This is a genomic window from Streptomyces sp. NPDC003635, from assembly GCF_053587635.1.
Window position 1 is genome coordinate 18,822 of record NZ_JBSFOK010000025.1, and the last position, 19,192, is coordinate 38,013.

General features: G+C 71.3%; 14 protein-coding genes and 1 pseudogene. 11 read left to right on the top strand and 4 right to left on the bottom strand.

What is annotated here, in order from left to right:
- Positions 1 to 37: 37 nt before the first annotated feature.
- Positions 38 to 301, bottom strand: coding sequence for a WhiB family transcriptional regulator (locus ACWDRW_RS23015; RefSeq protein ID WP_003975777.1), 264 nt, complete (start codon positions 299 to 301; stop codon positions 38 to 40).
- A 615-nt stretch (positions 302 to 916) separates the two neighbouring features.
- On the opposite strand from ACWDRW_RS23015, the gene ACWDRW_RS23020 reads away from it, so the two are divergent.
- The 4 genes from ACWDRW_RS23020 (at position 917) to ACWDRW_RS23035 (ending at position 5,024) form a co-directional block, all read left to right on the top strand.
- The gene (locus ACWDRW_RS23020; RefSeq protein ID WP_451725834.1) at positions 917 to 1,447 is read left to right on the top strand and encodes a cysteine dioxygenase; all 531 of its coding nucleotides are present in this window, start codon (positions 917 to 919) and stop codon (positions 1,445 to 1,447) included.
- A 34-nt stretch (positions 1,448 to 1,481) separates the two neighbouring features.
- The gene (gene cofD, locus ACWDRW_RS23025) at positions 1,482 to 2,441 is read left to right on the top strand and encodes a 2-phospho-L-lactate transferase (protein ID WP_451725836.1); all 960 of its coding nucleotides are present in this window, start codon (positions 1,482 to 1,484) and stop codon (positions 2,439 to 2,441) included.
- Entirely contained in the window at positions 2,438 to 3,748 is a 1,311-nt protein-coding gene (locus tag ACWDRW_RS23030; RefSeq protein ID WP_451725837.1) for a coenzyme F420-0:L-glutamate ligase, read from the top strand. Before cofD ends, ACWDRW_RS23030 begins: the two co-directional genes overlap by 4 nt.
- A gap of 274 nt (positions 3,749 to 4,022) precedes the next feature.
- Positions 4,023 to 5,024, top strand: a complete 1,002-nt coding sequence (locus ACWDRW_RS23035) for a DNA-3-methyladenine glycosylase family protein (protein ID WP_451725838.1) — start codon at positions 4,023 to 4,025, stop codon at positions 5,022 to 5,024.
- Positions 5,025 to 5,090: 66 nt separating this feature from the next.
- On the opposite strand, the gene ACWDRW_RS23040 is transcribed toward ACWDRW_RS23035, so the two are convergent.
- Both ACWDRW_RS23040 and ACWDRW_RS23045 read right to left on the bottom strand, forming a co-directional pair.
- The gene (locus ACWDRW_RS23040; protein ID WP_451725840.1) at positions 5,091 to 6,173 is read right to left on the bottom strand and encodes a sugar phosphate nucleotidyltransferase; all 1,083 of its coding nucleotides are present in this window, start codon (positions 6,171 to 6,173) and stop codon (positions 5,091 to 5,093) included.
- A gap of 171 nt (positions 6,174 to 6,344) precedes the next feature.
- On the bottom strand, positions 6,345 to 7,769 hold the full coding sequence (locus ACWDRW_RS23045; RefSeq protein WP_451725972.1) for a peptidoglycan recognition protein family protein: 1,425 nt from the start codon (positions 7,767 to 7,769) through the stop codon (positions 6,345 to 6,347).
- Positions 7,770 to 7,891: 122 nt separating this feature from the next.
- Between ACWDRW_RS23045 and ACWDRW_RS23050 the strand changes: the two genes are divergently transcribed.
- From ACWDRW_RS23050 to ACWDRW_RS23080, 7 genes and pseudogenes are all read left to right on the top strand, one after another.
- Positions 7,892 to 8,647, top strand: coding sequence for a TIGR03089 family protein (locus ACWDRW_RS23050; protein ID WP_451725842.1), 756 nt, complete (start codon positions 7,892 to 7,894; stop codon positions 8,645 to 8,647).
- 152 nt (positions 8,648 to 8,799) lie between these two features.
- Entirely contained in the window at positions 8,800 to 9,948 is a 1,149-nt protein-coding gene (locus tag ACWDRW_RS23055) for an LCP family protein (protein ID WP_451725843.1), read from the top strand.
- A 219-nt stretch (positions 9,949 to 10,167) separates the two neighbouring features.
- Positions 10,168 to 11,910 (top strand): LCP family protein, encoded by a 1,743-nt coding sequence (locus ACWDRW_RS23060; RefSeq protein WP_451725845.1) that lies wholly within the window; start codon positions 10,168 to 10,170, stop codon positions 11,908 to 11,910.
- Positions 11,911 to 12,128: 218 nt separating this feature from the next.
- The gene (locus ACWDRW_RS23065) at positions 12,129 to 13,856 is read left to right on the top strand and encodes an LCP family protein (RefSeq protein WP_451725846.1); all 1,728 of its coding nucleotides are present in this window, start codon (positions 12,129 to 12,131) and stop codon (positions 13,854 to 13,856) included.
- 116 nt (positions 13,857 to 13,972) lie between these two features.
- Positions 13,973 to 15,556, top strand: a complete 1,584-nt coding sequence (locus ACWDRW_RS23070; protein ID WP_451725848.1) for an LCP family protein — start codon at positions 13,973 to 13,975, stop codon at positions 15,554 to 15,556.
- Positions 15,557 to 15,773: 217 nt separating this feature from the next.
- Entirely contained in the window at positions 15,774 to 17,219 is a 1,446-nt protein-coding gene (locus ACWDRW_RS23075; protein ID WP_451725849.1) for an LCP family protein, read from the top strand.
- 204 nt (positions 17,220 to 17,423) lie between these two features.
- Positions 17,424 to 17,942, top strand: a pseudogene (locus ACWDRW_RS23080) (MmyB family transcriptional regulator); the annotation flags it as partial.
- Here the strand turns inward: ACWDRW_RS23080 and ACWDRW_RS23085 are convergent.
- Positions 17,934 to 19,178 carry an ROK family protein gene (locus tag ACWDRW_RS23085; RefSeq protein WP_451725850.1) on the bottom strand — a complete coding sequence of 415 codons (1,245 nt, stop codon included), beginning with the start codon at positions 19,176 to 19,178 and terminating at the stop codon, positions 17,934 to 17,936. The pseudogene ACWDRW_RS23080 and the gene ACWDRW_RS23085 overlap by 9 nt on opposite strands.
- Between the last annotated feature and the right edge of the window lie 14 nt (positions 19,179 to 19,192).

Consider the following 19,192-nt stretch of genomic DNA (forward strand, 5'->3'; position numbering starts at 1 on the left):
CGACGGGCCGCCGGTTGCGTGCGAAGGGGCCGTTCGGTCAGACGGCGGCCTTCTTCAGGCGCCGTCGTTCGCGTTCGGACAGGCCGCCCCAGATGCCGAAGCGTTCGTCGTTGGCGAGGGCGTACTCGAGGCACTCGGAGCGGACCTCACAGGCGAGGCAGACCTTCTTGGCCTCGCGGGTGGATCCGCCCTTCTCGGGAAAGAAGGACTCGGGGTCGGTCTGGGCGCACAGCGCGCGCTCCTGCCAGCCGAGTTCCTCGTCCGCGTCGTCGACCAGCAGTTGCTGCACCAGCTCGGTCATGTGCGCCCCTCGTCTGTCTTTCGCGTCCCCGTGATGTAGCCGTTACCGATTTCGGCTGAACGACACGAGTGAAATTACAAGTGTGCTGCTCCGGGCGAGTCAAGCCGAGATCTGCTATTGGGCCCCTTATTCACTCTGCGGAACCAAGGCCTAGCGGAAAGTGTTCAAATCGGCATAAACCTTGACACGCGGACGAGACCCGGGAGGGCCTCCGGGGCCGTACAGACCTAGTACGGAAAAAGACGCCCAGGAGTTCGATCTCGTTCCGGAGCGCGCCCGGTGGTGCCCCATGTGTCCCGGGTACCTCCTGCACAAACCTTTCACCTGTCAGATGGACCGGATGAGGTGAACCACGTCCCACGATCCGGGCGTCGAGTTGACAGTGGAGGTGTGAACCGCTGTCCTTGTGGGCATGCTCGCGAACTCGGCACTCACCTCGACCCGCACCGCCGGGTCCCTCGGTGCTGCCCACGCTCGCTGTAGCTGTTGTTGCTGTCCCAGCTGTTGAGCCACCCCTGCTCCAGCTGTGGGCCGAGCCCCGACGTCCCCCGTGGCCCGGCTCCCCGTTCCCTCTGACCTTCGCCGCCTGAGTCTCACTGAGGAACCACCCCACCCATGAACAGCGACAGCGACCTCCAGATCGCGGGCGACATCCTCGAAGTCCCGCACCTCCTGCAGCCTCCGCGCGAGCACCCGGCCACCGTCGCCGAGTTCGTCGGCCTGGCCCGTACCATCGCCGCCGACCGCTCCCGGTGGGAGCACCTCGTCCAGTACGACGCCACCTCCCGCTGGTACCACCGGCTGCGCACCGGCCCCGGTTACGAGGTCTGGCTGCTGTCCTGGGTGCCCGGCCAGGGCAGCGGACTGCACGACCACGGCCCCTCCTCCGGCGTACTGACCGTCCTGCGGGGCACGCTGACCGAGCGCACGGAGCGCGGCACGCGCGCGTTGACGCCCGGGGCGGAGCAGGTGTTCGCGCCGGGGTACGCGCACGAGGTGACCAACGACGCGTTGGAGCCGGCGGTCAGCCTGCACGTCTACTACCCGGGCCTCACCGAGATGCCGATGCTCCCCCAGTCTCAACTTCGTTCGACCGGGGGGAACCCCGTGGCCGCCTGCTGCGAGGCGCGTCCCGTGACCGCCTGACGCGTTGTCGGACCCGCCTGCCATGCTTGCTTCCATGCGCATTGTGGTTCTGGCAGGCGGCATCGGTGGTGCCCGGTTCCTGCGCGGTCTGAAGCAGGCCGCGCCGGACGCGGACATCACCGTGATCGGCAACACCGGCGACGACATCCACCTCTTCGGACTGAAGGTCTGCCCGGACCTCGACACGGTGATGTACACCCTCGGCGGCGGCATCAACGAGGAGCAGGGCTGGGGGCGGGCCGACGAGACCTTCCGCGTCAAGGAGGAGCTGGCGGCCTACGGCGTGGGCCCCGAGTGGTTCGGGCTCGGCGACCGGGACTTCGCCACGCACATCGTGCGGACCCAGATGATCGGCGCCGGGTTTCCGCTGAGCGCGGTGACCGAGGCGCTGTGCGACCGGTGGCAGCCGGGTGTCCGGCTGATCCCGATGACCGACGACCGCGTGGAGACCCATGTCGCCGTCGAGATCGACGGCGAGCGCCGGGCCGTCCACTTCCAGGAGTACTGGGTGCGGCTGCGGGCCTCCGTCCCCGCCGAGGCCGTCGTGCCCGTGGGCGCCGAGCAGTCCAAGCCCGCCCCGGGCGTGCTGGAGGCCATCGCCGAGGCGGACGTCGTGATCTTCCCGCCGTCCAACCCGGTCGTCTCCGTCGGCACGATCCTCGCAGTGCCCGGCATCCGCGAGGCCATCGCCGAGGCCGGGGTGCCCGTGGTGGGGCTGTCCCCCATCGTCGGGGACGCCCCGGTGCGCGGGATGGCCGACAAGGTCCTCGCGGCGGTGGGCGTGGAGTCGACGGCCGCGGCGGTCGCCGAGCACTACGGCTCGGGGCTGCTCGACGGCTGGCTCGTCGACACCGTGGACGCGGCCTCCGTGGAGCGGATCGAGGCGGCCGGCATCCGCTGCCGGGCCGTACCCCTGATGATGACCGACCTCGAGGCGACCGCGCGGATGGCCGCCGACGCGCTGGCGCTGGCCGAGGAGGTGCGGGGGGCGTGAGCGAGCTGCCGTCCGAGGGCTTCCGGGTCTGGGCCGTGCCCGGCCTCCCCGAGGTCGCCGCGGGTGACGACCTCGCCAAGCTGATCGCCGCCGCGGAGCCCGCGCTGGCCGACGGTGACGTGCTGCTCGTCACCTCCAAGATCGTGTCCAAGGCCGAGGGCCGGGTCGTGGAGGCGGCCGACCGGGAGGCCGCGATCGACGCCGAGACCGTACGGGTCGTGGCGCGGCGCGGGACGCTGCGGATCGTCGAGAACCGGCAGGGCCTGGTCATGGCCGCGGCCGGGGTGGACGCCTCCAACACCCCCTCCGGGACGGTGCTGTTGCTGCCCGAGGACCCGGACGCCTCCGCGCGCGGCATCCGGGACGGGCTGCGCGACGCCCTCGGCGTCAACGTCGGCGTGATCGTCACCGACACCTTCGGGCGACCCTGGCGCTCGGGGCTCACGGACGTGGCGATCGGCGCCGCCGGAGTGCGGGTGCTCGACGATCTGCGCGGCGGCGCGGACGCGTACGGCAATCCGCTCGGCGCGACCGTCGTGGCGACCGCGGACGAACTGGCCGCGGCGGGCGATCTCGTCAAGGGCAAGGCCGCGGGGCTGCCCGTCGCCGTGGTGCGCGGGCTGGCGCACGTCGTGGCCGACGAGCACGGGGAGGGCGCGCGCGCCATGGTGCGCGGCCGGGAGGACGACATGTTCCGGCTGGGCACCTCGGAGGCGGTCCGGCTGGCGGTCACCCAGCGCCGTACGGTCCGCGCCTTCACCGACGACCCCGTCGATCCCGGAGCGGTCCGGCGAGCGGTGGCCGCGGCGGTGACCGCGCCCGCGCCGCATCACACGACGCCGTGGCGGTTCGTGCTGCTGGAGTCCGCCGAGTCACGGCTGCGGCTGCTCGACGCGATGCGGGACGCGTGGGTCGCGGATCTGCGGCGGGACGGCAAGAGCGAGGAGTCGGTCGCCAAGCGGGTGCGGCGCGGGGACGTCCTGCGCAACGCGCCGTATCTGGTGGTCCCGTGCCTCGTCATGGACGGATCGCACAGGTACGGCGATGCGCGGCGGGACGCGGCCGAGCGGGAGATGTTCGTGGTGGCCGCCGGGGCCGGGGTGCAGAACTTCCTGGTGGCGCTGGCCGGCGAGCGGCTGGGGTCGGCGTGGGTGTCGTCGACGATGTTCTGCCGGGACGTGGTGCGTGAGGTGCTGGGGCTCCCGGAGTCGTGGGATCCGATGGGGGCGGTGGCGGTCGGGCGGCCCGCGCAGGAACCGAGGCCGCGGCCGGACCGGGACGCGGAGGCGTTCATCGAGGTGAGGTGAGCCGCGCCGACCGCCTCCTCGGCAGCTTCGCCCGACCTCGCGGGGCCGGTCTTGCGGGGGCCGTCTCGTAGGGCCGGGCTCGTGGGGCCGTCTCGTGGGGCCGTCTCGTAGGGGCCCTCTCTCGTGGAGCCCGTCTCGCGGGGTCGTCTCGCGGGGCCGTCTCTCGTAGGGCCCGTCTCGCAGGGGAGCGCGTAGGCCCGTCCCGTAAAGCCCGTCCCGTAGGGCCCGTCTCGTAGGGTGGGCCTCGCTTCCCCGGATCCCTAGGACCTCATTCGTGGCTGGACGTTTCTCCCCTCGGCCCACGCGTACGACGGTGCGCGGTGGGCATGTCGGCGTGCCCGCCGGGGTGCCCCGGCCGGCTCCGGCGGTGGGGCGGGTGCGGACCTGGTTGCCGGAGGGGCCGCTCGATCTGGGTCTCGTGCTCGGGCCGCTGCGGCGCGGGCCCGGGGATCCGACGTTCCGGGCGATGCCGGACGGGTCGGTGTGGCGGGCCAGCCGGACGCCCGGTGGGCCCGGGACACTGCGGGTGGTCGCGCAAGGGCCCGCGGTACGGGCGGAGGCGTGGGGGCCGGGGGCGGAGTGGCTGCTGGAGCGGGTGCCGCAGTTCCTCGGGGCCGCGGACGATCCCTCGGCGTTCGTGCCCCGGCACCGGGCCGTGGCCCTGGCCCGGCATCGGCGGCCGGGCCTGCGGCTGACGCGGACCGGCCTGGTGATGGAGTCGTTGATCCCGTCGATCCTGGAGCAGAAGGTCACGACCGATGAGGCGTACCGGGCGTGGCGGTTGCTGGTACGGAAGTTCGGTGAGCCCGCGCCGGGGCCCGCGCCCGGACGGATGTACGTGATGCCGGACGCGCGGACGTGGGCGTTGATCCCGTCCTGGGAGTGGCACCGGGCCGGGGTCGACAACAAGCGGGCGTCGACGATTCTGCGGTGCGTGCGGGTCGCCGCGCGCATGGAGGAGGCCTCGGGGATGGCGCCGGAGGCGGCGCAGGCGAGGCTGGAAGTGGTGGCGGGGGTGGGCCCGTGGACCTCCGCGGAAGTGGTGCAGCGCAGTCATGGCGCGGCGGACGCGGTGACCGTGGGGGATCTGCATCTGCCGGGCATCGTGGGGTTCGCGCTCGCCGGGGACCGGGACGCGGACGACGCGCTGATGCTGAAGCTGCTGGAGCCGTACGCGGGGCAGCGGCACCGGGCGGCGCGGCTGATTCTGCTGAGCGGGCGGGTGCCGGCGCGGCGGGCGCCGAAGATGCCCCAGTGGGACATCGGGCAGTTGTGACGACAGAACCGCCGGACGGGCTGGGGGACGGCCCGACCGGCGCTCGAGGACCTGACGGCAGGATGGTTACTGGTCCGGGGAGAAGCGGAGGGCCCGCGCGGGGATCTGGGCGTCGCACCAGACTCGGGCGCCGTCGGTCAGCTCGTTGTCGGGGCCCACTATCGCGCCGTCTCCGATGACCGTGCCCGTCAGGATCGACCGTTCGCCCACCACGGCCCTGGTGCCGATCAGGGAGTCGGTGACGACCGCGCCCGGTTCGATCACCGCGCCCGGGAGGATCGTGCTGCCGAAGACGCGGGCGCCCTCCGCCACGAACGCTCCCTCGCCGACGACCGTGCCGCCGGCCAGCTTCGCGTCCGGGGCGACCCTGGCCGTCGGGAGGATGAGTCGGTCGCCGCACCGGCCCGGCACCGCCGGGGAGGGGGCGCGGCCGAGGACCAGGTCCGCCGATCCCCGGACGAAGGCCGCCGGGGTGCCGAGGTCGAGCCAGTACGTCGAGTCCACCATGCCCTGCAGGTGCGCCCCGGCGGAGAGGAGGTCGGGGAAGGTCTCCCGCTCCACCGACACCGGGCGGCCGGTGGGGATCGTGTCGATGATCGAACGGCGGAAGACGTACGCGCCCGCGTTGATCTGGTCGGTGACGATCTCCTCGGGGGTCTGCGGCTTCTCCAGGAACGCCGTGACGCGGCCCGTCTCGTCCGTGGGGACCAGGCCGTACGCCCGCGGGTCGGTGACCTGCGTCAGATGCAGGGAGATGTCGGCCGCCGTGCGCTGGTGGGTGTCCACCAGGGCCCTGATGTCCAGGCCCGTCAGGATGTCGCCGTTGAAGATGAGGACCGGGTCGTCGGGGGCGGAGTGCAGGCGGGAGGCGACGTTGCGGATGGCGCCGCCCGTGCCGAGGGGCTCCTCCTCGGTGACGTACTCGATGTGCAGGCCCAGCGAGGAGCCGTCGCCGAAGTACGGCTCGAAGACCTCGGCCAGGTACGACGTGGCGAGGACGATGTGGTCCACCCCGGCCGCTCTCGCTCTCGCGAGCTGGTGGGTGAGGAAGGGGACCCCGGCCGCCCGGACCATGGGCTTGGGCGTGTGCACGGTGAGCGGACGCAGCCGTGTGCCCTTGCCGCCGACCAGGAGGATCGCTTCTGTCACCTGTTGTCTCCGCTTCCTGCCGGGACCGGCCGAACTGTCTTTCGGCCGGTCAGTGTATGCAGACCGTGGTGCGCAGTCCGTGTGCGGTGCCCTCGACGGCAGTGCGGCGTTGATGGTTGTTCCGCCTTGTCCCCCGATGGCGGTGAATGTGCTCCGACGGCCGGTACGGCGTCAGCGGCCCTGGAGTTTGGCAGCTGTCGTACGGGCGCTGCCGAGCTTGCGGTACATCTGCCAGCCCGGGCACTCCGTGGCGAAGCCGTCGCGGTGGCCGGAGATCACATTCAGTCGTACGTTCCTACCTTTTGCGTAGAGATTGCCACCTCCGGACTTCAGGTATGTCTTTCCGCGCGGATTGGCGCCGAAGAGACCGAGCTTCCAGGCCGTGAGCCGGGCCACGGCCTTCACGGCGGCAGCGGACGGCTTGGTCGAGGCGTGGCTGCCGAGGAGGGCGATCCCCATGCTGTGGGTGTTGAAACCGAGGGTATGAGCGCCGAGGACGGGCTTGGCCACGCCACCGGCCCGGCCCTCGTAGATGTTTCCGCACTTGTCGACGACGAAGTTGTAGCCGATGTCCCGCCAGCCCATGCTCATCACGTGGTAGCGGTAGATACCGCGAATGACGGAGGGCGCCTGCGAGCACTTGTATCCGTTGCCGGACGCCGTGTGGTGGACGAAGGCCGCCTTCACCTTCTTCGTGTAGACGAACTTCTCCTCCCGCCATGACTCGTTCGCGCCCCAGCCGCCGCGGGTGACGATGCGGGGGCGGGGTCCGATGTACGGCTTCGCCTTCTGTTCCGCCGTCAGTTCCGTGCCGCGGAGGGCGAGCAGTTCGTCGCGGGTCTGGTCGGCCGTGAGGGCCGGGATCTCCGGCGCGCCCATGGGGGCCAGTTCGGCGTTGGCGGCGGAGGCGGCTGCCGTCTCGGCGGTGAGGGTGTTGGCGGGGGTGTCCTGGGGGACTTCCCGGACTTCTCCCCGGAGTTCTTCCTGGGGGGCGGCGGCTCGTGGGCGGGTCCGGGGTGCGTCTTCGCCGGGGTCGACCAGTTCGAGGCGCAGCCCGGTCGGGAGCGGGGGTGTGTACGGATCCGACTGCTCCGCCCTGACGCGCACCTCCACCCCGTCCGAATCGCCCACCCACAGGGGGGCGGTGGCGCCGCGCACCCGGGACGAGGAGCGTTCGGGGGTGTCCGGGTCGGCCGCGTGTTCGGCGTTGTGGGTCTCCAGGTCCTGCCAGGCGGACCAGGTGCCGGTCGCTGTCGCGCGGGTGCGGACCTGGACCAGGCCGTGCAGTTCGGCGTCGGGGTCGTCCCAGACGACGCCGACGAGGGAGAAGCGTCGTACGTCTCTCGGGGGCAGGCCCTGATCCGGGACGGTGGGGGTGGCGGTGGCCCTGGTGGTGCCCCGGAGCGGGGCCAGGGGAAGGGACTCGGTGTGGCCGGGGGCCGGTCTCTCGCCCGCCGTCGTGGCCGCTTCCGCCTCAGGCGCGGGTCTCATGGTCGCCGCGGCGGCGGATGGGGGCAGCGGAAGGGCGAGAACGGCCGCGCAAGTGACACCGATCGAGGAAGCAAGGAATCCACGCATGCCCCTGATGTTGGACATAGTCATACAAATCTGTCCATCGGGGATTTGACGGTGCGTCGGGTGGTGTTCGGCCGAACCGGTGGTGGGTGCGAGGGGCGGGCGAGGGGTGCGGGGGGCTCGGCGCGCGTACGCTGACTCGGGTGAATGCCACCGATCGCACCCCTGCCGACCTGCTGCGTTCCGCGCTCGCCGCGGATCCCGGGCGTCCCCTGGTGACCTTTTACGACGATGCCACCGGGGAACGGGTCGAATTGTCCGTGGCCACCTTCGCCAATTGGGTGGCCAAGACCGCGAATCTGCTCCAGGGCGACCTGGGCGCCGGCCCCGGCGACCGGGTGGCTCTGCTGCTGCCCGCGCACTGGCAGACGGGGGTGTGGCTGCTGGCCTGTTCCTCCGTGGGGGCGGTGGCGGACGTGGCCGGGGACGCGGCGGCGGCCGATGTCGTGGTGAGCGGGCCGGACACGCTGGACGCGGCGCGGGCGTGCGGTGGGGAGCGGATCGCTCTGGCGCTACGGCCGCTGGGGGGCCGTTTCCCGCAGCCGCCGGCCGGGTTCGTGGACTACGCGGTGGAGGTACCGGGGCAGGGAGACCGGTTCGTGCCGTTCTCCCCCGTGGACCCCGAGGAGGCCGCGCTGATCGTGGCCGGGCGGGAGTTCACGGGGGCGGAAGTGGTGGAGCGGGCGCGGGACGAGGCGACGGCGCTGGGGCTCAACGGGCCCGGGTCCCGCATCCTGTCCGGCCTCGGGTACGACACCTGGGAGGGGCTGAACGCGGGGCTGTACGGCGCGCTCGCCACCGGCGGTTCCGTGGTGCTGTGCCGGAACCTCGACGCCCTGGGCGAGGAGGGTCTGGCCAAGCGGATCGAGAGCGAACGGGTCACGGCCGTCTCACGGTGACCTGACCTGCCGGGACCGGCGGGGACGGGCGCCGCCCCCGCCCTCCCCCATTCGGCCCAGCAACACCCCGCACCACCACCTCCTGCCCCGCATGGTCGTAGAGGAGACCAAGGCAGACATCGGCCCGCACGCCATGAGGGGTGGACGTCGACGTGACCGAGAGTGTTGGTGGGGCCCGGGCGAGTGGGGTGGGGCTCATACGACGGCGTCGGCGGCGATGGGTCCGGGGGGTCGGGGCCGGGGTGGCGGTGCTGCTGGCCGGAGGGCTGGTGGTGGGCGCCGTGCTGTACGTGAAGCTGGACGGGAACATCACGCCCGACCAGGCCGCCGCCGCCGAACTCGCACGGTACGAGAGCGAGCGGCCCACCTCCCTCGTCAAGGACGCGCGGAACATCCTCGTCATCGGGTCCGATTCACGGGCCGGCCGCGACAACCGGCGCTACGGGCGGGACTCCGGGACCGAGCGCTCCGACACCACGATCCTGCTGCATCTGTCCGCCGGGCGGCGCAGCGCCACCGCCGTCTCGCTGCCCCGGGACCTCATGGTGGACGTGCCCGCCTGCCTCAAGGGCGACGGGACCCGCTCCGAGCCCATGTTCGCCATGTTCAACTACGCGTTCGAGGTGGGCGGCTCGGCGTGCACCATCCGCACCGTCGAGAAGCTCACCGGCGTGCGGATCGACCACCACATGGTCGTCGACTTCCGCGGGTTCAAGAAGATGGTGGACGCCGTGGGCGGCGTCCAGGTCTGCCTCTCGGAACCCATCCACGACAAGGCCGCCAAGCTCCGGCTGCCCGCCGGACGCGTCACGCTCGACGGGGAGCAGGCCCTCGGGTACGTGCGCGCCCGCAAGTCGCTCGGCAACGGCAGCGACACCGACCGGATGGACCGCCAGCAACGCTTTCTCGGGGCGCTCGTCAACAAGGTGCAGAGCAATGACGTCCTGCTGAATCCGGTGCGGCTGTATCCCGTCCTCGACGCCGCCACGTCGTCCCTCACCACGGATCCGGAACTGGCCAGTTTGCGTGGCTTGTACGAACTTGTTCGTGGCGTACGCGATATCCCCACCGAACGTGTGCAGTTTCTTACCGTCCCCCGGGAGTCGTACGTCTACAACTCCAATCGCGACCAGCTCGTGGAGCCGGAAGCGGAAAGGCTGTTCGAGCGGCTGCGGAACGACACGCCCGTCGAAGTCAGTCAAAAGGGTCGTACGGAAGCGTCCGGCGGGCCCGGTCGCGACCCCGCCTCCCCCGCCCCCACCTTCAGCGGCAACACCGCCGCCCAGAACGCCTGCGGGTAAAGCGCTCACCAAACCGGCGAACCCCTGGTCAGGGAAATGCTCCGTATTGACCGGTTGTAGGGGAGTGGAATTTGTCACCGTCGTCGCTCGACGCTGAACTGGGCGGATAGTGTGAGCGACCCGGTGCACCCGGCCACGAGGTCGCGCACTGTGTGAACCGATCCGGGCGCCTTGGAGGGGGAAGGCGCCGCGTGGCCCCGACGGAGGATTCGGACAACCGTGGACGCGCAAGGCCGTGGGCGGGCGGAGAACATCGACCCCGCAGACCAGTGGGTGCTCAATCCGACCACCGGCGAATACGAACTGCGACTGACCCCTTCCGCAGCGCGGTCGGCCGTTCCAAGCCCTCGCAGAGCCACCCGGGCCACCAGGTCGGCCGGAACCGCCGCCAGGACCGCGACGCCCGTGCGCGACCCGCGCCCCGGGCGCGAGGTCCCGCCGCCCCGGCGGCGGCGCGGGGCGCCCGAGGAACCCCTGCCCGGGCGCCGCGGGCGACGACCTGGGAAGAAGCAGTCCAAGGCCAAGAAGATCTTTCTGTGGACCGGCGGAACCATGGCCTTCCTGCTCGTCGCCACCGCCGGGGCCGGGTACCTCTACCTGGAGCACCTCAACGACAACATCGACTCCGTCCCGGACGACGGCGCGAGCACCGGTGGCTTCAAGAAGGACCAGGCCATCAACATCCTGCTGATCGGCACCGACAAGCGCACCGGCTCCGGCAACGAGGGCTACGGCGACAGCGGCAGCGTCGGCCACGCCGACACCACGATCCTGCTGCACGTCTCCAAGGACCGGTCGAACGCCACCGCGCTCAGCATTCCGCGGGACCTCGTCGTCGACATCCCGGACTGTCCGACCACACAGGAGGACGGCTCCCAGAAGGTCATCGCCGGCTCCACCGGCGTCCGGTTCAACACCAGCCTCGGCCAGGACGGACGTACGCCCAGCTGCACCATGCGGACCGTGACCGAGCTGACGGGGATCACCCCGGACAACTTCATGGTCGCCGACTTCAACGCGGTCAAGACGCTGACCAGCGCGGTCGGCGGTGTCGAGGTGTGCCTGGCCAAGGACATCGACGACCCGGACTCGCATCTGAAGCTGTCCAAGGGCACCCACACCATCGAGGGCGAGCAGGCGCTGGCCTTCGTGCGCACCCGGCACTCGGTCGGCTTCGGCGGCGATCTGAGCCGGATCGGGATCCAGCAGCAGTTCCTCGGCTCGCTGATGCGCAAGCTGAAGTCCAACGACACGCTCACCAGCCCGACGAAGATGGTGAAGCTGGCGGAGGCCGGCACCGAGGCGCTCACCGTCGACTCCCAGCTCGACAGCATCGGCAAGCTGAAGGACCTGGGTCTGGAGCTGGGCAAGCTCAACACCAAGAACCTGACGTTCACCACGGTTCCGGTGATCGACAACCCGGCCGAGACGGTGAAGGCGACCGTCGTCGTCAACGAGTCGACGGCTCCCGAGGTCTTCGACATGATCAAGAACGATGTGTCGTTCACCGAGGTCAAGGCCCAGAAGAAGAAGGAGGCGGCCGCCGTCGCCGCCCGGCTGAAGGGCACCAAGGCGGACCCTGCCGAGGTGCGGGTGCAGATCCTCAACGGCGGCGCCGAGACCGGCAGCGCCCAGGAGGTGCTGACCTGGCTGCAGACCGAGGAGGGCGTCACCAAGTCGGAGAACGCGGGCAACGCCGACGCCGTACAGGCGAGGACGACGCTGGAGTACGCGCCCGAACAGGCCGACCAGGCGAGGCGGTTGGCGGACCTGATGGGGCTTGCGGGCTCCGCGATGAAGCCCGGGGAGAGCGTCACCAATTCCCAGGGGCTGCCCACGATGACACTGACACTGGGCAAGGACTTCAAGGGCGCCGGCGTCCCGATCACCGGGTCGTCGTCGGGGAAGACTCCGGAGGGCGTGGACAAGTCCACGGCGGATCAGGTCGAGTGCGCCAAGTGACCTGACGTGACCGGTCAGTTCAAGGAGAGCGACCGGTTCGGCCAGGGAAATGGAACGAATTGACCGCTTGTAGGGACACCGGAATCGGTTGTACGCACGTGGACTTTCTCACCGACGTCGCTCGGCGTCGAAGTGTGCGGATAGTGTGAGCGATCCGGTGCATCGGGCCGTGTGGCAATTCCCGCGCGGCGCCTTCCCGACGGAGGATTCGGACAACCGTGGACGCAGGCCGTGGGCGGTCGGAGAACATCGACCCCGCAGACCAATGGGTGCTCAATCCGAACACCGGTGAATACGAATTGCGACTGGGCCCTTCCGCACCGCAATCGCCGCACCCCCAGCAGACGCCCGTACCCGGCCCGCGCAGGCGGCCCCCGCGGCGCCCGGACGGCTCCACCGCGAGCCCCGCGGCCCCCGGCCGTGAGGTGCCGCCGCCGCGTCGGCGCCGGCCCGCGCCCGAGGAACCGGGGCGCCGCGGGCGGGGTGCCGGGAGGCCGAAGGCGTCCAAGGCGAAGAAGGCCGTGCTGTGGACCGGCGGCACGATGGCGTTCGTCCTGGTCGCCGCCGCCACCGGCGGCTATCTCTACCTCAAGCACCTGGAAGGCAACGTCGACACGATCGACGTCGGTGACGCGGGCGCGAGCAGCTTCCGGAAGGACGAGGCCTTCAACATCCTGATCGTCGGCACCGACAAGCGCACCGGCGCGGGCAACGAGGGCTACGGCGACAAGGGAAGCAGCGGGCACGCGGACACCACGATCCTGCTGCACGTCGCCAAGGACCGGTCGAACGCCACCGCGCTCAGCATTCCGCGGGACCTCATCGTCGACATCCCGGAGTGCGAGACGACGCTGGAGGACGGGTCCAAGGAGACGATCTCCGGGCTGCAGGGCGTCCGCTTCAACCGCAGCCTCGGGGAGAGCGGCCGGGACCCCGGCTGCACGATGCGCACGGTCAAGGAGTTCAGCGGTATCGAGGTCGACCACTTCATGATGGCCGACTTCAACGCCGTGAAGACGCTGACCACGGCCGTGGACGGGGTCACGGTGTGCCTGGACCGCGCCATCAACGACGACAAGTCCAAGCTCAACCTGCCCAAGGGCGAGTCGACCGTGGAGGGCGAGGAGGCGCTGGCCTTCCTGCGCACCCGCAAGAGCTTCGGCAACAGCGGTGACCTGGACCGGATCAAGGCGCAACAGGCCTTCCTGGGCTCGCTGATGCGCAAGATGTCCTCCAGCGACACCCTCACCAGCCCCACCAAGCTGCTGAAGCTGGCGGAGGCCGCCACCGAGGCGCTCACCGTGGACAAGGCCATAGGCAAGGTGGGCACGCTCAAGGATCTGGCGCTGGAGCTGAAGAAGGTGCCGACGAAGAACATCACCTTCACCACCGTCCCGGTCAAGGACAACCCGGCCGAGGTGGTGAAGGCGACCGTCGTCGTCAACGAGGCGACGGCACCCCAGGTCTTCGACATGATCAGGAACGATGTGTCGTTCACCGAGGTCAAGGCGCAGAAGAAGAAGGAGGCCGCCGCCGTCGCCGCCCGGCTGAAGGGCACCAAGGCGGACGCCTCCGAGGTGCGGGTGCGCGTCCTCAACGGCGGCGCCGAGTCCGGCAGCGCCCAGGATCAGCTCCTGTACCTCCAGACGCAGGAGGGCGTCACCAAGTCCGAGAACGCGGGCAACGCGGACGCGGATCAGGCGAGGACGACCCTGGAGTACGCTCCTGACCAGGCCGATCAGGCACGTCGGCTGGCGGACATCATGGGTCTGTCCGGCTCGGCGCTCAAGCCCGGCGACAGCGAGCTCAACGCCCAGGGCCTGCCGACGATGACCCTGATCCTGGGCAAGGACTTCAAGGGGGCGGGCGTCAAGCTCAACGCCTCCTCGGCGAAGACGCCGGACGTGGAGAAGTCGACGGCGGACAAGGTGCAGTGCTCCGGTTGACCCGGGTACTCGGCGACTGAGGTGACCTGAAGGGCCTGTCGGGCGTCTGACACGACGTACGACAGGCCCGTGCCGTGGGGGGCGATCAGGGTGATCAGGGTGGGGAGGGACAGGGAGTGACGCAGAGCAGTGTGCGCGAGGCCGCTCCGGCAGCCGCGGGGGGCGGCGCGGGGGTGGCCGACGGCGGGGAGGCCCAGGCCGGCCGCCGAAGAAGCGCGCCCGGGCGGGGGCGGCGGATCATCAAGTGGTCCGCGACCCTGCTCGCGGTGCTGATAGTCGGTACGGCGGGCGCGGGGTACGCCTACTACCGGCACCTGAACGGCAACATCAAGCACGACGACCTGAACCTGGGGGACAACAAGGTCGCCGGGCCCACCCCGAACGCCGCCGGGCAGACCCCGCTGAACATCCTGCTCATCGGCTCCGACGCCCGGGACACCGAGGAGAACCAGAAGCTCGGGGGCGCCAAGGAGACCTTCGGATCGGCGCCGCTGGCGGACGTGCAGATGCTGCTGCACCTGTCGGCGGACCGCTCCAACATGTCGGTCGTCAGCATGCCGCGCGACACCCTCGTCCAGATCCCCAAGTGCACCGACCCGGACGACAACGAGGTGTACCCGGCGAGCGACGGCCGGACGCTGACCAACCAGAGCCTCGGCCACGGCGGCCCGGGCTGCACGGTGGCCACCTGGCAGGAGCTCACCGGCATCCGCATCGACCACTTCATCATGGTCGACTTCGCCGGCGTGGTGTCGATGGCCGACGCCATCGGCGGTGTCCCGGTGTGCGTGGACGCCAACATCCACTCGCGCGACAGCCAGGGCCACGGCTCGGGCCTGAAGCTGGAGAAGGGCACGCACCCGATCAAGGGCGAGCAGGCCCTGCAGTGGCTGCGCACCCGGTACGGCTTCGAGGACGGCAGCGACCTCGCCCGCGCCAAGGCGCAGCACATGTACATGACCTCGATGGTCCGCGAGCTGCGCGAGAACGCCACCCTCAGCAACCCGATGAAGCTGCGCCGGCTCGCCGAGGAGGCCACCGACGCGCTCACGGTCGACCCGGGCCTGGACGACGTCAAGAAGCTGTACGACCTCAGCAACGAGCTGCGGAAGGTGCAGCCGGAGCGCATCACCATGACCACGATGCCGAACCGGTACGTGGGCGCGCGGGTGGAGCCCACCGAGGACGCCGAGCAGTTGTTCCGGCTGGTGCGTGAGGACATCGCGCTGGACGGCAAGGACAAGAAGAAGCCGAAGACCGAGGAGAAGGTCTCCGACGACCCGGCGGCGCCGGACGCGGAGATCGGCGTCCAGGTCCAGAACGGCACCCGCACCGACACCCTCGGCCCGGCGAGCGGACGCGCGAACACGGTCGCGGGGCTGCTGTACGAGGAGGGCTTCACGCGGGCGGCCGCGGACGGCTCGGTGGTGCTGAGCGAGGACCGCACGGTCGTGCGCTACCCGAGCGCCGAGTTGGAGGGCGACGCCCAGCGGGTCGCCAAGTCCCTGGGGATCCCGCTGAGTTCGGTGAAGCGTTCCACCGCCGTCTCCGGGGTGACACTGGTCGTCGGCGCGGACTGGCGCGAGGGTACGGCGTACGAGGCGCCGAAGCGGGACGACAAGCTGCCCGACTCCGACGACAACCTCAACGGCGCCGACGACACGGCCTGCATGCACGTGAACCCGGCCTTCACCTTCTAGGCCGGGTCCCGCTCGCGCGCCGGACCCGGTCCTCGAGGGCGGGCATGATGACGGGCACGGCGGTCAGCCGCACGTCGGGCCAGGCCTTCATGGGCGCCTGGCGTTACCGCGAACGGGGGACACCGTTGCGCGCCCGCGGGGCGGTGCGCCGGGCGACAGATCGTATGGGCCTACGGTGCTCAAGATCCCACGTACGGCCCTCGCGGAGGTGTCCCCCATGCCCACGCCGCCCCGCTCCCCCGTCAGACCCCCGCGGCGCCGCCCCCGGCCCCCCGTACGGCGGAAGAAGCCTCGCTGGGCCATGCGGGTGGTGACGACCCTGTCCGTGGTGGTGCTGGCGTCCGCCGGGATCGGGCACGCGGTGATGTCCAGCCTGGAGGCGGACATCGCGCGGGTGGACCCCTTCAAGGACATGAAGAACCGGCCGCGCGCCGGGCACGGGATGAACGTGCTGCTCGTCGGCACCGACGGGCGGGACGAGATCTCGGAGGCCGAGCGGCGCACGTACCGGCTGGGCGGGGCGCCGTGCCACTGCACGGACACGATCATGATCGTGCACATCTCGGAGGACCGGGAGCGGGCGAGTGTGGTGAGCCTGCCCCGGGACTCGTACGCGATGACGCCGCCGCACGTGGACGCCACCACCGGAGAGCGGCACCACGGGCATCCGGTGAAGCTGAACGCGGCGTACGCGGAGGGCGGGCCGCAGCTGACCGTGCGGACGGTCGAGTCCATGACCCGGGTGAAGATCGACCACTACCTGGAGGTCGACTTCACCAGCTTCATGAAGACGGTGGACGTGCTGGGCGGGGTCAAGGTGTGCACGGCGAGCCCGCTGAAGGACTCGTACACCGGCCTCGACCTCCCGGCGGGCACGCACCAGCTGAAGGGCGGCGAGGCACTCCAGTACGTCCGCGCCCGGCACACCGACGGCTCCTCGGACCTCGGGCGGATGCAGCGCCAGCAGCGCTTCCTCGCGGCGCTGGTCGAACGGGCGACCTCGTCCGGGATCCTGCTGAACCCGATGAAGTTCCGGGACGTGACACGGGCCGTGCTGGGATCGGTGCGGGCGGACAAGGGCTTCGGCACGGACGAGCTGCTGGACCTCGGCCGGGCGATGCGGAACTTCTCCCCGTCCTCGTCGGAGTTCACGACGGTGCCGATCGGGCGGATGGGATACGTCGTGGAGGGCGTCGGTTCCACACTGCGCTGGGACCCGGAGAAGTCCGGCCGCCTCTTCGCGGCCCTGCGCGCGGACCGGCCCCTCACGGCGCACAAACCGCGCAGCGAGGCCCTGGAGGTGGACGTCGCCCCGCAGCAGATCCGGGTCCAGGTGGAGAACGGGACGGCGACGGCGGGCCTGGGCAAGCGGGTGGACTCGGCGCTGGCCTCGACGGGTTTCCGCACGACGCGGACGCCGGTGAACGCGGCGGACCGTGCGGTGAGGCGGACGGTCGTGGCGTACGACCCGCGCTGGGACCGGTCCGCGAAGTCACTGGCCACGGCTCTGCCCGGGAGCGAGCTGCGGGCGGTGAAGGGACTGGGGCCGACGCTGAAGGTGATCGCGGGGGCCGACTTCGAACGGGTGCGGAAGGTCCGGGCGGACAGCCCGGCGCAGGGGGAGTCCGGGGTGGTGCGGGGCGACGAGGTGGTGTGCAAGTAGGCGCATCGCGCCACACCCGGACCTGTGAGGCGTCCGCCTAGTGCCGCGTCAGGCAACGTTTGCCCGCCAAGGAGCGGCGTCCGGTGCGTGCTCTCGGCGTGCCGGGTGCAAGCCCTCGTACTGGATGTACTTGGGCTTGTGCCCGGTGCGGCGAGAGTGCGTGCCGGGCGTCGCGACGGGGCGAACGTTGCCTGACGCGGCACTAGTGTTCAGCGGCAGCTGGACCGGCACGCGGACACTCCGGTCGGGGTCTACGACGCCGTCTGGACGCTGCTGACGGCCAATCCGCTCTATTCCGCGCTGATGGGCGATTCTCGGGGTGGCGCGGCTTCGAAAGCAACGGCGTGTGGCGCAATGTCCTCGGTCCCGGCAGCCGGGTGCGGCAAACGCCCGAGGAGCGGCGGGAGTTCGAGGCCGTTCTCGTCGCCGATCTGCGCACGACCGCCGCCCGGTATCCGGCGGACCGGCAACTGCGGTGGCTGGTCGCGGAGTTGCGGGCGAACAGTGAGCGGTTCGCCGAGCTGGGACGCGGGTGTGGTGGGGACGAACGCGGGCGGGCACAAGACGATCGAGCATCCGCAGGTCGGCCCGGTGGCCCTGGACTGCGACATCCTGACGGTGGCGGGCAGCGATCTGCGGATCATGTTCTGCCCCACCGAGCCCGGCACCGAGGACGCCGAACGGCTCCGGCTGGTCGGGGTCCTCGGCACGCAGTCACTGGTGGGTCAGGGCGCCGATCGGGTCGTCCAGCACCGGCTGCCAGGCCAGTTCCGCGGCGCCCACCAGGCTGTTGTGGTCGAGCGTGCAGGCGAGGATCGGGACACCGCCGCTCTGCCCCCACAGGCTGCGGTCGGCGACCACGGCACGCAGCCGGTGCGGGTCGGCGTCCAGGAGCGTGCGGTGCAGGCCGCCGAGGATGATGCGGTCCGGGTTGAGGATGTTCACCAGGCCCGCCAGGCCGAGGCCGAGGCGGTCGATGAGTTCCTCGCCGGCGGTGCGGACGGTCGGGTCGTCGTAGTGGTGCCGGATCAGGTCGTTGGCCTGCTGGAGCAGCGACACCTCGGGGCCCGGGTCGCGGCCGGCGGCGGTGAGCAGGGCCAGCGGGTCGGCCTCGACGTCCAGGCAGCCGCGGCCGCCGCAGTGGCATGGGCGGCCCTCGGGGTTCACGGTGAGGTGGCCGACCTCCAGGGCGAGCCCCGAACTCCCGGTGTGCAGGCGCCCGTCGAGCACCAGCGCGCCGCCCACTCCCCGGTGCCCGGTGGCCACGCACAGCAGGTCGCGGGCGCCGCGTCCCGCGCCGTGCCGGTGTTCGGCGAGGGCCGCGAGGTTGACGTCGTTGGCCGCGAACGCCGGTCCGGTGATCCCGGCGGCGCGGACGCACTCGGCGAAGATCCGGCGGACCGGGGCGCCGACGGGCCAGGCCAGGTGAAGCGGGTTGAGCGCGAGACCGTCGGGTTCGGCGACCGCGGACGGTACGGCGAGCCCCGCGCCCACGCAGCGCCGTCCGGTCGAGCGCAGCAGGTCCGCGCCGGCCTCCACGACGGATCCGAGGACCTTCGCCGGGTCGGCGTCGACGGTCTCGCAGCCCGGCGCGGTGGCGACGATCCGTCCGCCGAGGCCCACCAGCGCGGCCCGGAAGCCGTCGGAGTGGACCTGGGCGGCGAGGACGACGGGACCGTCCTCGGCGACCTCCAGCCGGTGCGAGGGGCGGCCCTGGGAGCCGGCCGCGGCGCCGGGCCGGGCGTCGACCCGGATCAGCCCCAGCGCCTCCAGCTCGGCGGCGACCGCGCCCGCCGTGGCCCGGGTCACACCGAGCTCGGCGGTGAGCACGGCCCGGGTGGGGGCGCGTCCGGTGTGCACGAGCTCCAGGGCGGGCCCGAGCGCACCACGTCCCCGGTCCAACCGTGTCCTCGAGGTGGTCTCTTCCCCCGCCGGCCGGGGGTCAGCCTTGCCGCTCATGAGGGCGAGTCTCC

Bases quoted from the DNA above. Each gene is read 5' to 3' on its own strand.
- ACWDRW_RS23015 (WP_003975777.1), bottom strand. From the start codon at position 301: ATGACCGAGCTGGTGCAGCAACTGCTGGTCGACGACGCGGACGAGGAA.
- ACWDRW_RS23020 (WP_451725834.1), top strand. From the start codon at position 917: ATGAACAGCGACAGCGACCTCCAGATCGCGGGCGACATCCTCGAAGTC.
- cofD (WP_451725836.1), top strand. From the start codon at position 1,482: ATGCGCATTGTGGTTCTGGCAGGCGGCATCGGTGGTGCCCGGTTCCTG.
- ACWDRW_RS23045 (WP_451725972.1), bottom strand. From the start codon at position 7,769: ATGTCCAACATCAGGGGCATGCGTGGATTCCTTGCTTCCTCGATCGGT.
- ACWDRW_RS23075 (WP_451725849.1), top strand. From the start codon at position 15,774: ATGCCCACGCCGCCCCGCTCCCCCGTCAGACCCCCGCGGCGCCGCCCC.
- ACWDRW_RS23085 (WP_451725850.1), bottom strand. From the start codon at position 19,178: ATGAGCGGCAAGGCTGACCCCCGGCCGGCGGGGGAAGAGACCACCTCG.